Origin of the sequence: Teichococcus oryzae, from assembly GCF_008386565.1 — a bacterium.
Classification (GTDB): Bacteria; Pseudomonadota; Alphaproteobacteria; order Acetobacterales; family Acetobacteraceae; genus Pseudoroseomonas; species Pseudoroseomonas oryzae.
Genome location: NZ_VUKA01000002.1, coordinates 460,907 through 474,643, shown reverse-complemented (window position 1 = coordinate 474,643; position 13,737 = coordinate 460,907). Strand labels below are relative to the sequence as shown.

General features: G+C 69.9%; 13 protein-coding genes. 6 read left to right on the top strand and 7 right to left on the bottom strand.

All coding sequences use genetic code 11. The annotated features are described in order from the left end of the window. Positions 1-2: 2 nt before the first annotated feature. Entirely contained in the window at positions 3-977 is a 975-nt protein-coding gene (locus F0Q34_RS08345) for a Bug family tripartite tricarboxylate transporter substrate binding protein (protein WP_149811693.1), read from the bottom strand. Beyond that, on the bottom strand, positions 974-2,272 hold the full coding sequence (locus F0Q34_RS08340) for a CaiB/BaiF CoA transferase family protein (protein WP_306419383.1): 1,299 nt from the start codon (positions 2,270-2,272) through the stop codon (positions 974-976). Before F0Q34_RS08340 ends, F0Q34_RS08345 begins: the two co-directional genes overlap by 4 nt. Before the next feature lie 205 nt (positions 2,273-2,477). Here F0Q34_RS08340 and F0Q34_RS08335 point away from each other — a divergent pair, with 205 nt between their 5' ends. Then, the gene (locus F0Q34_RS08335) at positions 2,478-3,272 is read left to right on the top strand and encodes an IclR family transcriptional regulator domain-containing protein (RefSeq protein ID WP_149811692.1); all 795 of its coding nucleotides are present in this window, start codon (positions 2,478-2,480) and stop codon (positions 3,270-3,272) included. Between the two features lie 66 nt (positions 3,273-3,338). On the opposite strand, the gene F0Q34_RS08330 is transcribed toward F0Q34_RS08335, so the two are convergent. From F0Q34_RS08330 to F0Q34_RS08315, 4 genes are all read right to left on the bottom strand, one after another. Further along, positions 3,339-4,343 (bottom strand): Bug family tripartite tricarboxylate transporter substrate binding protein, encoded by a 1,005-nt coding sequence (locus F0Q34_RS08330; RefSeq protein WP_161600803.1) that lies wholly within the window; start codon positions 4,341-4,343, stop codon positions 3,339-3,341. A gap of 162 nt (positions 4,344-4,505) precedes the next feature. Beyond that, positions 4,506-5,303 carry an SDR family NAD(P)-dependent oxidoreductase gene (locus F0Q34_RS08325; RefSeq protein WP_149811690.1) on the bottom strand — a complete coding sequence of 266 codons (798 nt, stop codon included), beginning with the start codon at positions 5,301-5,303 and terminating at the stop codon, positions 4,506-4,508. A gap of 30 nt (positions 5,304-5,333) precedes the next feature. After that, positions 5,334-6,143 carry an SDR family NAD(P)-dependent oxidoreductase gene (locus F0Q34_RS08320; RefSeq protein ID WP_174242011.1) on the bottom strand — a complete coding sequence of 270 codons (810 nt, stop codon included), beginning with the start codon at positions 6,141-6,143 and terminating at the stop codon, positions 5,334-5,336. Then, positions 6,130-6,678 (bottom strand): carboxymuconolactone decarboxylase family protein, encoded by a 549-nt coding sequence (locus F0Q34_RS08315; RefSeq protein WP_149811689.1) that lies wholly within the window; start codon positions 6,676-6,678, stop codon positions 6,130-6,132. Before F0Q34_RS08315 ends, F0Q34_RS08320 begins: the two co-directional genes overlap by 14 nt. 242 nt (positions 6,679-6,920) lie before the next feature. Here F0Q34_RS08315 and F0Q34_RS08310 point away from each other — a divergent pair, with 242 nt between their 5' ends. Together F0Q34_RS08310 and kdgD are read left to right on the top strand one after the other, a co-directional pair. Next, positions 6,921-8,177 (top strand): DNA polymerase IV, encoded by a 1,257-nt coding sequence (locus F0Q34_RS08310; protein ID WP_149811688.1) that lies wholly within the window; start codon positions 6,921-6,923, stop codon positions 8,175-8,177. Positions 8,178-8,324: 147 nt separating this feature from the next. Then, a complete protein-coding gene (gene kdgD / locus F0Q34_RS08305; RefSeq protein ID WP_149811687.1) occupies positions 8,325-9,260 on the top strand; it encodes a 5-dehydro-4-deoxyglucarate dehydratase in 936 nt (311 codons plus the stop codon). Positions 9,261-9,364: 104 nt separating this feature from the next. Here the strand turns inward: kdgD and F0Q34_RS08300 are convergent, their stop codons facing one another. Next, complete coding sequence (locus F0Q34_RS08300) at positions 9,365-10,123, bottom strand: HpcH/HpaI aldolase family protein (protein ID WP_149811686.1); 759 nt, start codon at positions 10,121-10,123, stop codon at positions 9,365-9,367. Between the two features lie 127 nt (positions 10,124-10,250). Here F0Q34_RS08300 and F0Q34_RS08295 point away from each other — a divergent pair, with 127 nt between their 5' ends. From F0Q34_RS08295 to F0Q34_RS08285, 3 genes are all read left to right on the top strand, one after another. Next, positions 10,251-11,318, top strand: a complete 1,068-nt coding sequence (locus tag F0Q34_RS08295) for a metal-dependent hydrolase (protein WP_149811685.1) — start codon at positions 10,251-10,253, stop codon at positions 11,316-11,318. Positions 11,319-11,400: 82 nt separating this feature from the next. Next, the gene (locus tag F0Q34_RS08290; protein ID WP_149811684.1) at positions 11,401-12,270 is read left to right on the top strand and encodes a dimethylarginine dimethylaminohydrolase family protein; all 870 of its coding nucleotides are present in this window, start codon (positions 11,401-11,403) and stop codon (positions 12,268-12,270) included. Beyond that, positions 12,267-13,661, top strand: a complete 1,395-nt coding sequence (locus F0Q34_RS08285) for an FAD-binding oxidoreductase (protein WP_149811683.1) — start codon at positions 12,267-12,269, stop codon at positions 13,659-13,661. The genes F0Q34_RS08290 and F0Q34_RS08285 overlap by 4 nt, the downstream gene beginning before the upstream one ends. Positions 13,662-13,737 lie beyond the last annotated feature (76 nt).

Below are 13,737 nucleotides of genomic sequence, written 5' to 3'. Positions count from 1 at the left end.
CGTCAATCCAGCTTCACGCCGCTGTCGCCGATCACGCGGCCCCAGCGTTCCATCTCGGCGCGCAGGATGCGGCCATAGTCCTCGGGGGTTGTGCCCAGCGGCTCGGTTCCCTGCTCGGCCAGCCGCCGGCGCACATCGGGATCGGCGAGCGCCCGCAGCACCGCTTCGTTCAGCCTGTCCACGACCGGCCGGGGCGTGCCGGCGGGCACCATCATGCCCTGCCAGGCGCCCACCTCGAAGCCGGGGATCAGCGCCTCGGCCACGGTCGGCACGTCGGGCAACGGCGCCAGCCGGGCGCGGCTGGTGACCGCCAGGGCGCGCAGCCGGCCTTCCCGGATCAGCGGCAGGGCGGAGTTCACCGTGTCGGTGAGGAACTGCACCTGTCCCGCCGCCGCGTCCAGCAGGGCCGGGGCGCTGCCGCGATAGGGCACATGCACCGCTTCCAGCCCCTGCGAGCGCAGCAGCAGGAAGGCCGCCAGATGCGTGACGTTGCCGCTGCCGGCGGAACCATAGGACAGCGCGCCGGGCCTTGCCCGCAGATGCGCCACGAAGCCCTGCACATCCTGCACCGGCAGGGATGGCGTCACCGCCAGCACCAGCGGAATGGTGGCCGTTTGCGCGACGGGGGCGAGGTCCCGCAGCACGTCATAGGACAGCCGGGTGTAGAGCGCCGGGCTGAGCGCGATGGAGGAGGTGTTGTAGAGCACGGTGTAGCCATCCGGCTCCGCCTTGGCGACGGCCTCATTGCCGATATTGCCGTTGGCGCCGGCCCGGTTCTCCGTCACCACCGGCTGGCCCAGCGTTTGCGCGACATGCGCGGCCAGCACGCGGGCGACGATGTCGGTGGGCCCGCCCGGCGGAAATGGCACCACGAGGCGGATCGGCCGCGCCGGCCAGGATGCCTGGCCGCGCGCCGCCGGCATGGCGGCCAGGGTGGTGGTGGCGGCGAGCAGGGCGCGGCGGGTGGCGCGCATCATGCGGAACTCCCCGTGCCCGGAGGCGGCTCCGCCAGGGCGATAACGCCGGCTGCCCGCAACGCCTCGATCTCGTCGGCGCCGAGGCCCAGCGCCTCGGCCAGCACCGCCCGCGTGTCCTGGCCCAGGCGCGGCGGCGCCAGGCGGTAGGTCGCCGGGCTGCGCGAAAGCTGGCCGGGGAAGCCGAGCACCGTGACCGGGGTGCCGTCATCGCGGCGCATTTCCCGCAGCATGCCGCGCGCGATCACCTGCGGGTCCTGCAGCACCTGGTCGATCCCGTTGATCGGCCCGCCGGGCACCCCCGCGCGCTCCATGGCGGCCAGCAGATCGGCGGCGCGCCAGGGCGCGATGGCCCGCGCCAGCTCAACCTCCAGCACGCGCCGGTCCCGGTTGCGGCCGGCATTGGTGGCGAAGCGCGGGTCCGCCGCCAGATCCTCCCGCCCCAGGAGCCGGCACAGGGCGCGGAACTGGCCATCGCTGCCGCAGGCCACCAGGATGTAGTCGTCGCTGGCGGCGAAGTCCCGGTAGGGCACCACATTGGGATGGGCGTTGCCGAGCCGGCGCGGCACCGCCCCGCCCACCAGGTGGTTCATCGCCTGGTTCACCAGCAGCGATACCTGGCTGTCGAGCAGGGCGCAGTCGATGTGCTGCCCTTCCCCGGTGCGCTCGCGGTGCTGCAGGGCGGCCAGGATCGAGACCGTCGCGTAAAGCCCGGTGAACAGGTCGCTCACCGGCAGCCCGACCTTCATCGGGCCGGCGCCCGGCTCGCCCTCCGGCCGGCCGGTGACGCTCATCACTCCGCTCATGCCCTGGATCAGGAAGTCATAGCCGCCGCGCGTGGCATAGGGGCCGGTCTGGCCGAAGCCGGTGATGGAGCAATAGATCAGCCGCGGATTGGCGCGCAGCAGCGAAGCGGCGTCGAGCCCGTAGCGCGCCAGCCCGCCGGTGCGGAAATTCTCCACCAGGATGTCCGCACCGGCGGCCATGCGGCGCAGCAGCGCGGCGCCTTCCGGCTTGCCGAAATCGATCGCGACGGAACGCTTGTTGCGGTTGGCGCAGAAATAGTAGGCGGCGTCGGGCCGCGCCGAGCCATCCTCCAGGAAGGGCGGCCCCCAGCCGCGCGTGTCGTCGCCGCGCCCCGGCTGCTCGATCTTCAGCACCTCCGCCCCGAGATCGCCCAGGATCTGGGTGGCCAGTGGCGCCGCGAGCACACGCGAAAGGTCCAGCACCTTCAGCCCCTGCAACGGACCCGGGCCCGCCGCCGGCATGTCTTCCGCCAGGCCGGCATCCATGGTCATGCGGCGCCGCCATGACAGCGCGCGCACCTGCTGGGCGTGAACATTCGCCTTCCTCCCGACCGGGCTTCTATGCCTGGCGTTTCGCCAGCCTGCCCGGCTTCTTGACCATTATTTCATTCAATGAAATAACGTTTCAACACGAGTTTGGCACGGCATGGCGCCCGCAGGAAGGGGAAAAGCCGCCCTGCCGCAACGGAGTGAAGCGATGCCATCCTATGAGCCGGTGACGGCCCTGCTGCGTGGCCTCGATGTGCTGCGGGCCGTGAACCGCCTGTCTTCCGCCAGCGTGAAGGACATCCACCGGCTGACCGGCCTCAACCCGCCGACAGTCGTGCGGATGCTGGAAACGCTGATCCATGCCGGCTTCGTCCGGCGCCACGCGCAATTGCCGGTCTATCTGCCGACCGGCAAGACGCTGGAGCTGAGCGGCGGCTACACCCTGCACCGGGATATCGGGGCGGCGGCGATGCCGGTGATGACGCGGCTGCGGCAGGCGGTGGGATGGCCTTCCGATGTCGGGGTCTTCGACGGAGACGCCATGGTGGTCGCGCATACCAGCCGTGGCGAGGGGCGCTTCCTGTTCGAGCGGCGCACGGGCTTCCGCGCGCCGATGCTGGCGACCTCGCTGGGCCGCGCCTATCTCGCCTTCTGCGATGCCGCCGACCGGGAACGCGCCATGGCCATGGCCGCCCGCTCGCCGGAGCCGTGGAACGCCATCCTGCACCAGCCGGGCGAGCTGGAGCGATGCCTGGAGGCCATTCGCATCAATGGCTATGCCTCGATGGATGAAAGCTACGCCCAGCGGGAATATGGCGGCCTGGCCAGCGCCATCGCGGTTCCGGTGCTGTCGCATGGATGCGCCATGGCGTCGCTGAACCTGATGTATCTGCGCGAGGCGATGGATCTGGACATGGTGGTGCAGCGCATGATGCCGCTGCTGCGGGACGCGGCGTCCGAACTGAGCAGGGTCATCGGCGGCATGGAGGCCCGGCCCGCCTGAGGCGGGCCCTGGCGCATCGGGCGGAGCCGCTCCCGCATTGCCGGGGGAGCGGCTCCGCTCCTGGCCTCAATCCGCTCGGATGTTGGCGGCCTCGGCGATGTTGCGCCAGCTGGCGATTTCGGCGCGGAGCCGGCGCGCCACCTCGTCCGGGCCGGTGAACTTCACCAGCGAGCCGGCATCGAAGGCCCGCTTCTGGATCTCCGGCTGGGCGAGCGACGCCTCCATCACCTCTGAAAGCCGGGCGCGGATCTCGGCCGGGACATCCTTCGGCGCGTAAAGCGCGAACCACACATTCAAGGGCAGGTCGCGCAGGCCTGCCTCGGTCGCCGAAGGGATGTCGGCAAGGCCCGGATGCCGGTCATTGGAACTCACGCACAGCGCCCGCACCTTGTTGTCCCGCACCAGCGTGACCAGGGGAGGCGGCGAGTTCATGTAGAACTGCACGCGGCCAGCGACGAGGTCGCTGATCGTTTCACCGGTTCCGCGATAAGGCACATGAAGCAGGTCCATGCCGGTGCGGGATTTCAGCAATTCCGTGCCGAGATGGTGCATGGAGCCATTCCCCGCGGACGCATAGGTGAGCTTTCCGGGGTTGGCCTTGGCATGGGCGATGAACTCCGGCAGGGTCGCGGCCGGCACGGAAGGATGCACCACGAAAAGCTGCGGCGTGTCGGAAACCTGCCCGATCGGCACGAAGTCGTCGGCGGTGCTGACACTGCCGGTGCCGCCGATGGCCGCGCGGCCCGCCATGGTTCCGCAATAGCCCATCAGCAAGGTGTAGCCATCCGGCTGCGAGCGGGCGACATGCATCAGTCCGACCACGTCATTACCGCCGGGCCGGTTCTCCACCACCACGGGCTGCCCCAGCAGCCGGCTCATGGGCTCGGCGATCAGGCGGGCCGCGTAGTCCGTTCCGCCTCCTGCCGGGATCGGCACCACGATGGTGATGGGGCGCCGCGGAAAGGAACCCTGGGCAATAGCGGGCGTGGCGCCGGTCCAGGCCATTGCTGCGCCGGTGGCCCCCAGAAGCGCCAGCCGCCTGCTGAAGCCCGGTCGTGGCGATGAACTCATGTGTTTCGTCTCCCCTGCTCCGGCTTGCCGCCGGTTGTCATGTCGCGCGGAAGCGCGCTCCGGGCATGATCCGTCCGGATGCGCCCACGGACCATGCTTCATATCCTGGTCCGGTCAAAGGACCGGCATTTTCTGGAGGCCCAGCCTGCGGGTGGTCACGCCTCAGGGCATCGCCGCGGAAATGCCGCCATCGACGACCAACTCGGTTCCGGTGATGTGCCGCGCCTCGTCCGCGGCCAGGAACAGCACCGCATGGGCGATGTCCCATGCATCGCCCATCTTTCCCATCGGCACCTGGGCGTTGCGCCGGGCGATCAGCTGCGCCGCGTCATTGGCGCCGAGCTGCCGCACCAGGCGGTTCTCCACCAGGGGCGTGTGCATCAGCCCCGGCACCACGGTGTTGCAGCGCACCCCCGCCCGCGCCTGCTCCATGGCGATGGACTTGCTGAAGGCGATGATGCCGTATTTCGACGCGCTGTAGGCGATGTGCGGCCGGTCCGCGCTCATGCGGAGCGCCGCGATGGAGGACAGGTTCACGATCGCCCCGCCCTTCTGCCGCAGATGCGGAAGGGCATGCTTGCAGCACAGAAAGGCACTGCGCAGGTTGAAGTCGATCTGCGCTTCCCAATCCGCCTCCGACAGGCTTTCCGCGCTGCCGGGAAAGGAGCCGCCGACATTGTTCACGAGGATGTCGAGGCCGCCATACTCGGCCACGCAGGCTGCGACGGCCTGCGCCACCTCCTCCGCCACGGTGACATCGGCGACATGCCCGATCGCCGTGCCGCCTTCGCCGCGGATGATGCCAATGGTTTCCTCGACGGCCTCCGCCCGGTTGTCGAGCGCGAAGACCTTCGCGCCCTGCCGGGCCATCAGCACCGCGGTGGCCTTGCCATTGCCCCAGCCCGGCCCGGCCGATCCGGCACCGGTGATGAAGGCGATCTTGCCGTCCAGCCTCAGCATGGCCGCATCCTTGTCCAGCTTCGCACCGCGTCAGCCCCGCACCGCGGCGCACAGGCCGCCATCCACCAGGATCTCGGTGCCGGTGATGTATTTGGCGGCGTCGGAAGCCAGGAACAGCGCGGCTTCGGCGACATCCCAGGCCTCGCCCATGCGGCCCATCGGCACCTGCTCATGGCGGCGGCGGTAGAAGGCGCCCCGGTCCAGGCCGGTTTCGCTGCTGGCGAAATCCTGCGCCAGCTTCTCGACCAGGGGCGTTTCCATCAGGCCCGGCAGCACGCAGTTCAGCCGCACGCCGCGCCGGGCATAGTCGATCGCCACCACCCGGCTGAACTGAACCAGCCCCGCCTTGGCGGCGGCATAGCCGGCCTGCGGCTTGCCCGTGTAGCGGATCGCGGCGGTGGAGGCGATCGAAACCACCGCGCCCTTGCCCTGCGCCTCCATCAGCGGCAGCACCGCCTTGCAGCACAGGAAGGCGCTTTTGAGGTTGACGTCGATCTGGCGGTCCCAGATCTCCTCCGGCATGGTTGCCGGATCGCCCGGCACCGAATGGCCGACATTGTTGACCAGAACATCGATCCGGCCCAGCCGCACGACGCAATCGGCGACCAGCGCATCGACGCGGGCTTTGTCCGTGACATCGCCGGTTCCGGCGATGAACCGCCCGCCCTCGGACTCGACGATGCGGCGCGTTTCCTCCGCCGCATCCGCGTTCAGGTCCACGCCGTAGATCACGGCACCATGCCGCGCGAAGGTCACCGCGATGGCCTTGCCATTGCCCCAGCCCGGCCCCTGGGAGCCGCATCCCGTGACAAAAGCGACCCTGCCTTCAAGCGCCCGCATGATCCGTTCCCGGCAAAGGGTCCCGCGCATCGACGCCCATCGCCTCAAGGAAGCGCGACACCATGTTGTAGGCGCCGATCGTCGCGGTCAGCTCCACCAGCTCGCGCGGCGGAAGCGCTTCGCGCACGGCGGAGAAGATCGCGTCCGGCACATGGATCTCACGCGTCATGGAGTCGCAGTAGGCCAGCACGGCCTGTTGCGTGGCATCGAAAAGATCGCTTTCCCGCCATTCCGGCAGGGCATCGATCTGCGCCTGGCTCATGCCTTCCTTCAGCGCGATCGGCGCATGCTGCTCCGCCTCGTAAGGCGCACCGTTCAGATGCGCGATCCGCATGATCACCAGCTCCCGCAACAGGCCGGGCAGGGCGCATTCATGCCGGATCGCCGTCAGGTAGCGCAGCCAGCCTTCCGCCACGGGCCCGCTATGCAGGAGCATGGCATACAGATGCAGGACGCTGCCGCGTTCGCGGATGATGCGCTCGACCAGCGGGCGCGTCTCGGGATTGGCGGGATCGGCATAGGGGATGCGGGCCAAAGATGTTTCCTCATGCTGCGCGGGACTCTCTTGTTGCTGGGAGCCTTCGCGAGCGGGCCGGGATGTCCGGCGCGCTCCTTGATTCACGGAACAACAATCCCGGTAGGCGGTCAACGTGCCGCATGATCAACAATGATCCACGGGCGGGCGGATCGTCGCGCCGCATGGAGGAACCGGAACGGCCCGGCCGGGGGCAGCCTTTGGTCGTTCCCAGGCCCTTCTTGCTTTATGATGGCGCCGCCATGCCCATTCTTTGCCGCGACTGCACCGCGACCTTCGCCCCCCCCCGGCCATCCTGCCCCGGTTGCGGCGGAAGGCGGCTGGTGCGGCATGACGAGTTGTTCGACCTCGCCATCGCGCATGTGGATTGCGATGCCTTCTTCGCCAGCGTCGAGAAGCGCGACAGGCCTGAGCTGCGCACCACCCCGGTGATCGTGGGCGGCGGGCAGCGCGGCGTGGTGGCGGCGTGCTGCTACCAGGCGCGCATCAAGGGCGTGCGCTCGGCCATGCCGATGTTCAAGGCGCTGGCGCTCTGCCCCGAGGCGGCGGTGATCAAGCCGCAGATGAGCAAATACGCCGAGGCGAGCCGCGCCATCCGCGCCCTGATGATGGACCTCACCCCGCTGGTGCAGCCGCTGTCGATCGATGAGGCGGTGCTGGACCTGTCCGGCACGGCGGCGCTGCACAAGGCCCCGCCGGCCGCCGTGCTGGCCCGCTTCGCGCTGGGGGTGGAAAGGCAGGTGGGCGTCACCGTTTCGGTCGGCCTGGCGCCGAACCGCCTCCTGGCCAAGCTGGCGGTGGAGCGGGACAAGCCGCGCGGCTTCGCGGTGATCGGCGCCGCCGAGGCCGCCTCCCTGCTGGCGCCGGAACCGGTGTCGGTGCTTCCCGGCATCGGCCCGGTGCAGGCCCGCAAGCTGCAGGCGCTGGGCCTCGCCACCCTGGGGCAGCTCGCAACGCTGAGCCCGCGGGAAGCGGCGGCGAAGCTCGGCGAGGACGGGCCGGCCCTCGCCGCCCGCGCCCGCGGCGAGGACCGGCGCCGCGTCGATCCGACGCGCGAAACCAAGTCGATCAGCGCCGAAACCACCTTCGAGCGGGACCTGCGCACGGTGCCGGAGCTGGAGGCGGTGCTGTGGCGCCTGTCGGAAAAGCTGGCGCGGCGGTTGAAGGAAAAGGGATTCGCCGCCGGCGGCGTGGTACTGAAGCTGAAGACGGCGGGCTTCGCCACCCGCACCCGCCACGCCCGGCTTGGCGCGCCCACCCGCCTGCCGGATACGCTGTTTTCCGCCGCGCGGCCACTGCTGGCGCGGGAAGCCGATGGCACGGCCTTTCGCCTGATCGGCATCGGCGCCCAGCTCCTGATGCCGGGCGAGGGCGCCGACCGTGGCGATCTGCTGGATGCGGAATCACCCCGCCGCGCCGCGCGCTGGGAGGCCATGGAGAAGCTTCGCGCCCGTTTCGGGGAAGGCGCGGTGATGCGGGGCCTGCTGGCCAAGCGGTGAGTTCCTGTTGCCCCTCGATGCCGGCGACCCGCCATCCCACTGCCGGAAAAGCCCCTCGGGTATCGTTGTTCCCAGGCCTTTGGGGTAGATCAGACCACCGGAATGGAAGTATGATGACCTGACATCATTCAAAAGGAAGCAGCATCAATGGCGTCCATGACTCCCACCGAGATGGCGCGGCAGATCGGCAGCGGCCTGCTGTCCTTCCCGGTCACCCATTTCAAGCCTGACTTCAGCTACGACGCCGCCCCCTATCGCGAGCATGTGGGCTGGATGCTGGGCCATGGTCCGGCGGGCCTGTTCGCCGCCGGCGGCACGGGCGAGTTCTTCAACCTGTCCCCGGCCGAGATCGCCGTGGTGGTGAAGGACGCGGTGGAGGAAGTGGGCGGCAAGGTGCCGGTCATCGCGCCGGCCGGCATGGCGACCGCCATCGCCCGGGAGCTGGCGCAATCGGCCGAGGCGGCCGGCGCCGATGGCCTGCTGCTGCTGCCGAACTACCTGGTCAATTCCGAGCAGGCGGGCCTTGCCGCGCATGTCGAGGCGGTGTGCAAGAGCACCAGGCTCGGCGTCATCGTCTACAACCGCGACAACGCCATCCTGAACGAGGACACGCTGGCCCGGCTGTGCGAGCGCTGCCCGAACCTGGTCGGCTTCAAGGACGGCGTCGGCGATGTAGAGCTGATGACCCGCATCTACGCCAAGCTGGGCGACCGGCTGACCTATGTGGGCGGCCTGCCCACCGCCGAAACCTTCGCCCTGCCCTATCTGGAGATGGGCGTCACCACCTATTCCTCGGCGATCTTCAACTTCGTGCCCGAATTCGCCAATGCCTTCTACGCGGCGGTGCGGGCCAAGGACGCCGCCAGGGTTTACCAGGGCCTGCGCGACTTCGTGCTGCCCTACATCGCCATTCGCAACCGCAGGAAGGGCTACGCGGTGTCCATCGTGAAGGCGGGCTGCGCCGCGGTGGGCCGGCCAGCCGGCCCGGTGCGCGCGCCTTTGACCGATCTGGAGGCCGCGGAGATGGACATGCTGAAGGCGTTGATCGCCAGGCTGCCCGCCTCGCAGGCCAAGGCGGCCTGAGAACCGGATGATCCCGGAAGGGGGAAGCCTTCCGGGATCGCCCGGCGCCTGCGAGGCCGCCAGGAAGCGGCAGGGCCGGCCCCGAGTCGCCGGCCCGTCCGTTTTCAGCTCTTGGCCGTCGCCACGGCGGCGCGCGCCGCCTGCAACAGGATGCCGCTGTCGTTGGAGATGGTGGCCAGCTTGAAGCCCATGCCGATCATCTTCTTCACATAGGCGGCGCTGCCATTGTGCAGGCCGACGGCGATGTTGCGCTTGCCGGCCTCGTTCAGCACGCGCTCATAGATGCGCAGGATCTCCGGCTCCTCCCGGTCCAGCGCCGGCTTCAGCCCATAGGACAGGCCGAGATCGGAGGGGCCGATATACACGCCATCGATGCCCGGCACGTCCAGGATGGCCTCGAGGTTGTCCATGGCCTCCTTGGTCTCGATCATCGGGATCACCGCCACATCCTTGTTGGCGGTGTCGAAATAGGTGCCCGCCTCGCCATAGATGCCGGCGCGGATCGGGCCGAAGGAGCGCGTTCCCTCGGGCGGGTAGCGGCAGGACCAGACCAGCTGCTGGGCCTGCTCCGGCGTGTTGATCATCGGGCAGATCACGCCCATCGCGCCGGCATCCAGCACCTTGCCGACGATGCCCGGCTCGTTCCAGGGCACCCGCACCATCGGGGTCACCGGATGCGGCTGCATGCCCTGGAAGCAGGCCACGGCAGACAGGTAATCCTGCACGCCGTGCTGCATGTCGACGGTAAGGCTGTCGAACCCGGCCTGCGCCATCACCTCGGCGGCATAGGCGCTCGGGATGGCCAGCCAGCCATTCACCACCGCGCGGCCCTGCGCCCAGGCTTCCTTGACCTTGTTCACCATGACTTGTTCGCTTCCTCGTGGATTGGGACTGGAACGCTAGGCTCCTCCTTCGGGGGGGTCAACGCGCCCTGAGCGTGACTTTGCCGTCCACGCGCCCAGATGATGCCCGGAACCTCGGAGTGTTTTCATGGACAGCGTGACCCAGGCCCTGTTCGGCGCCACGGTGGCGGCGGCCGGCTTTCACCGGACCCTCGGGCGGCGGGTGGTGGTGGCGGGGGCGGCACTTGGCACCTTGCCGGATCTCGACGTGGCGGTGGGATGGGCGGCGGATGGCTTCGCCACCTGGCGGCACCATCGCGGCATCACCCATTCCGTCCTGTTCGGCCCGGTTGTGGGCCCCTTCATCGGCCGCGCCATCGCCGGCTGGGAAGCACGGCGCCGTGGCGAACAAGACCCCGTCCGGCTGCGCGCCTGGATCTGGCTGTCCGTGCTGGCGCTGCTGACCCATCCGGTGATCGATGCCTTCACCAGCTACGGCACGCAGCTCCTGGCGCCGTTCTCGGATCATCGCTTCGCCCTGAACGCCATGCCGATCATCGACCCGATCTACAGCGGGGTGCTGCTGCTGGCGGTGCTGGTGACCGGGTTCAGCCGGCGCTCCGACCGCGCCGTGCCGGTTGCCGCCCTGGCGCTGCTGTTCATCACCTGCTGGACGCTGAACGCCTGGGCCCAGGGCGAGCGCACCGTCCGCCTGGCCCGCGGCCAGCTGGCGGCCGGCGGCGTGGCCGCCACCTCGGTCGAGGCTTATCCGCTGTTGTTCCAGCCCTGGTATCGCCGCGTCGTCGCCAAAGCCCCGGATGGGCTGCGCATCGGCCGCCACAGCCTGCTGGCGCCCGGCCCGATCCACTGGACGCATGTTCCGCAACTCCCCGATCCCCGCTTCAACACCGTGGCGGCGCTGCCGGAAGCCCGGCTGCTGCACTGGTTCGCCAAGGGGCACCTGGCCTGGCGGGCCGCGCCGGCGGCCGGAGGCGGCAGCGTGGTGGAGGCAACCGACACACGCTACGGCATGGCGGGGGACAGCCTGCTGGGCTTCTGGGGCATCCGCGTGCCCCTCGACGCGGCGGGGCAGGTCACCGGCCGGCCCGAGATCGTCACGCGGCGCCCGGCGGCGGATGCCGACTTCCTCGGGACCTTCTGGCGCGAGCTGATCCACGGGCCGGGAGCGCCGCCGCCCACCCTGCCGGAGGGATGATCCCGGAGGGCGGCCGGGACCCTGCGCCCGCCCGGCCGCCTGCCCCTGGATTGCGGCGCCGCGCGGGCGTAGCTTCCCGGCCATGTCATCCTGGCGCGTTTTCTCCGAAACCGGTGTGCTGCGGGACGTGCTGGTCTGCCCGCCCGATCACTATCACTGGCTGCCCACCAACAGCATCGCCCGCCGCACCCTGTCGGAAGCGCGGCAGGCCCCGGCGCGGGCGCACCTCCTGGCCCAGCATGCCGAGCTGGTGGCGGCGCTCGCGCAGGGCGGCGCCACCGTGCACCGCCTGCCGCCCGAGCCGCACCTGCCCTACATGGCCTATACCCGCGACAGCGTGGTGGTGACGCATCGCGGCCCGGTGCTGTGCCAGCTGGAACGGCCGCAGCGGCGCGGCGAATATGCCGGGCTGATCGACTTCCACGCCGCGCAGGGCAGCGCCTTCTGGCGCAAATCCTCCGCCGGCACGCTGGAAGGCGGCGATGTCCACATCATCCGCCCAGGCCTCGCCGTTATCGGCCATTCCGGCGGCCGGACGGATGAGGCGGGGGCCGCGCAGCTGGCCGGCTGGCTGCGCGACGAGGGCTGGGAAGTTCGCCTTGAGCCCTTCGACGAGCATTTCCTGCATCTCGACGTGCTGTTCTGCATGGCGGCGCCGGGGCTGGCGGTGGCCTGCACCGATGTGCTGGAGCCGGGCTTCGTCGCCTGGCTGAAAGGGCACGGCATCCGCTGCGTCCCCGTATCCTACCGCGACGCCATGCAACTCGGCTGCAACATCCTGGCCCTGGGGCGGGACCGGGTGGTGTCGGCGCGTGGCAGCACGGCGCTGAACGCCGCCCTGCGGGCCGAGGGCCTTTCCGTGCTCGACCCTGAGCTTTCCTTGTTCACCCTGGGCGGTGGCGGACCCCATTGCCTGACATGCCCGCTGGCGCGGGAGGAGTTCTCCGCATGACCGCCGACACCAACCCGCTGGATGCCGTGCTGGCCGCCGCCCGCGCCTTCCTGGGCGAGCGCCTGTCCATCAACGCCTCCATCCGCGAGCAGCATTCCCGCGGCGAGGACGCCAACCCGCCCGTGCTGCCCGATGCGGTGGCCTTTGTCGAAACCACCGCGGAAGTGTCGAAGCTGCTGGCGCTGTGCAACGCCCATGGCGTGCCGGTGACGCCCTTCGGCGCCGGCACCAGCCTGGAAGGGCATGTGGTGCCGGTCCGCCGCGGCATCAGCCTCGACCTGTCGCGCATGGCGGCCATCCTGGAAGTCAATGCGGAGGACATGGACTGCCTGGTGGAGCCGGGCGTGTCCCGCCACCAGCTCAACGAACACCTGCGCGACCAGGGCCTGTTCTTTCCCGTCGATCCCGGCAGCCATTGCAGCCTGGGCGGCATGGTGGCCACCCGCGCCTCCGGCACCAATGCCGTGCGCTACGGCACCATGCGGGAGGCGGTGATGGGGCTGGAGGTCGTGCTGGCCGATGGCCGGGTGATCACCACCGGCGGCCGGGCGCGGAAATCCTCCTCCGGCTATGATCTCACCCGGCTGTTCGTCGGCTCCGAGGGCACGCTGGGCGTGGTCACCAAGATCCGGCTGCGGCTGCAGGGCATCCCGGAGGCGACCACCGCCGCGGTCTGCCAGTTCGACAGCCTGAAGGACGCGGTCGAGACGGTGATCATGACCATGCAGGCCGGCGTGCCCGTGGCGCGGATCGAGCTGGCGGATGCCGACCAGATGCGCGCCTCCATCGCCTATTCCAAGCTGCCCTACGAGCCGCTGCCGACCCTGTTCCTGGAGTTCCACGGCAGCCCGGCCGGCGTGCGGGAGCAGGCCGAGGCAGTCGAGGCCATCGCCAGCGACATGGGCGGCAAGGGCTTCGCCTGGGCGGAGGATGCCGAGACGCGCAACAAGCTGTGGAAGGCGCGGCACGACGCGTGGTGGGCGGCCACCGCCCTGTATCCCGGCTGCCGCGGCATCACCACCGATGTCTGCGTGCCGATCTCCCGGCTGGCCGAGGCCATTGTCGGCGCCAAGGAGGAGGCGGTGGCGGCCGGGCAGAACACCTGCATCGTCGGCCATGTCGGCGACGGCAACTACCATTGCGTCATCCTGTTTCCCGCCGATGACCCGCAGGGGCTGGAAAAGGCCTGGGCGCTGGACCGCAGGATCGTGGCGCGCGGCCTGGCACTGGGCGGCACCTGCTCGGGCGAGCATGGCGTCGGCCTCGGCAAGCGGGAGTTCCTCGTGGACGAGCACGGGCCAGCGGTGCTGGACGTGATGCGCAGCCTGAAGGCGGCGATGGATCCCAGGGGCATCCTCAATCCCGGCAAGATGCTTCCGGACGCCGCGTGACGTTTCCGTGGGCGCCGGCCGGCGCCCGTGGAATGTTCCGCCCGTGCTGTTCGCGCGTGACAAATCATGGCCTTCC

Bases quoted from the DNA above. Each gene is read 5' to 3' on its own strand.
- F0Q34_RS08310 (WP_149811688.1), top strand. From the start codon at position 6,921: ATGCCCATTCTTTGCCGCGACTGCACCGCGACCTTCGCCCCCCCCCGG.
- F0Q34_RS08325 (WP_149811690.1), bottom strand. From the start codon at position 5,303: ATGCTGAGGCTGGACGGCAAGATCGCCTTCATCACCGGTGCCGGATCG.
- F0Q34_RS08290 (WP_149811684.1), top strand. From the start codon at position 11,401: ATGTCATCCTGGCGCGTTTTCTCCGAAACCGGTGTGCTGCGGGACGTG.
- F0Q34_RS08285 (WP_149811683.1), top strand. From the start codon at position 12,267: ATGACCGCCGACACCAACCCGCTGGATGCCGTGCTGGCCGCCGCCCGC.
- F0Q34_RS08335 (WP_149811692.1), top strand. From the start codon at position 2,478: ATGCCATCCTATGAGCCGGTGACGGCCCTGCTGCGTGGCCTCGATGTG.
- F0Q34_RS08300 (WP_149811686.1), bottom strand. From the start codon at position 10,123: ATGGTGAACAAGGTCAAGGAAGCCTGGGCGCAGGGCCGCGCGGTGGTG.
- kdgD (WP_149811687.1), top strand. From the start codon at position 8,325: ATGGCGTCCATGACTCCCACCGAGATGGCGCGGCAGATCGGCAGCGGC.
- F0Q34_RS08320 (WP_174242011.1), bottom strand. From the start codon at position 6,143: ATGCGGGCGCTTGAAGGCAGGGTCGCTTTTGTCACGGGATGCGGCTCC.
- F0Q34_RS08295 (WP_149811685.1), top strand. From the start codon at position 10,251: ATGGACAGCGTGACCCAGGCCCTGTTCGGCGCCACGGTGGCGGCGGCC.
- F0Q34_RS08345 (WP_149811693.1), bottom strand. From the start codon at position 977: ATGATGCGCGCCACCCGCCGCGCCCTGCTCGCCGCCACCACCACCCTG.
- F0Q34_RS08340 (WP_306419383.1), bottom strand. From the start codon at position 2,272: ATGACCATGGATGCCGGCCTGGCGGAAGACATGCCGGCGGCGGGCCCG.
- F0Q34_RS08330 (WP_161600803.1), bottom strand. From the start codon at position 4,343: ATGAGTTCATCGCCACGACCGGGCTTCAGCAGGCGGCTGGCGCTTCTG.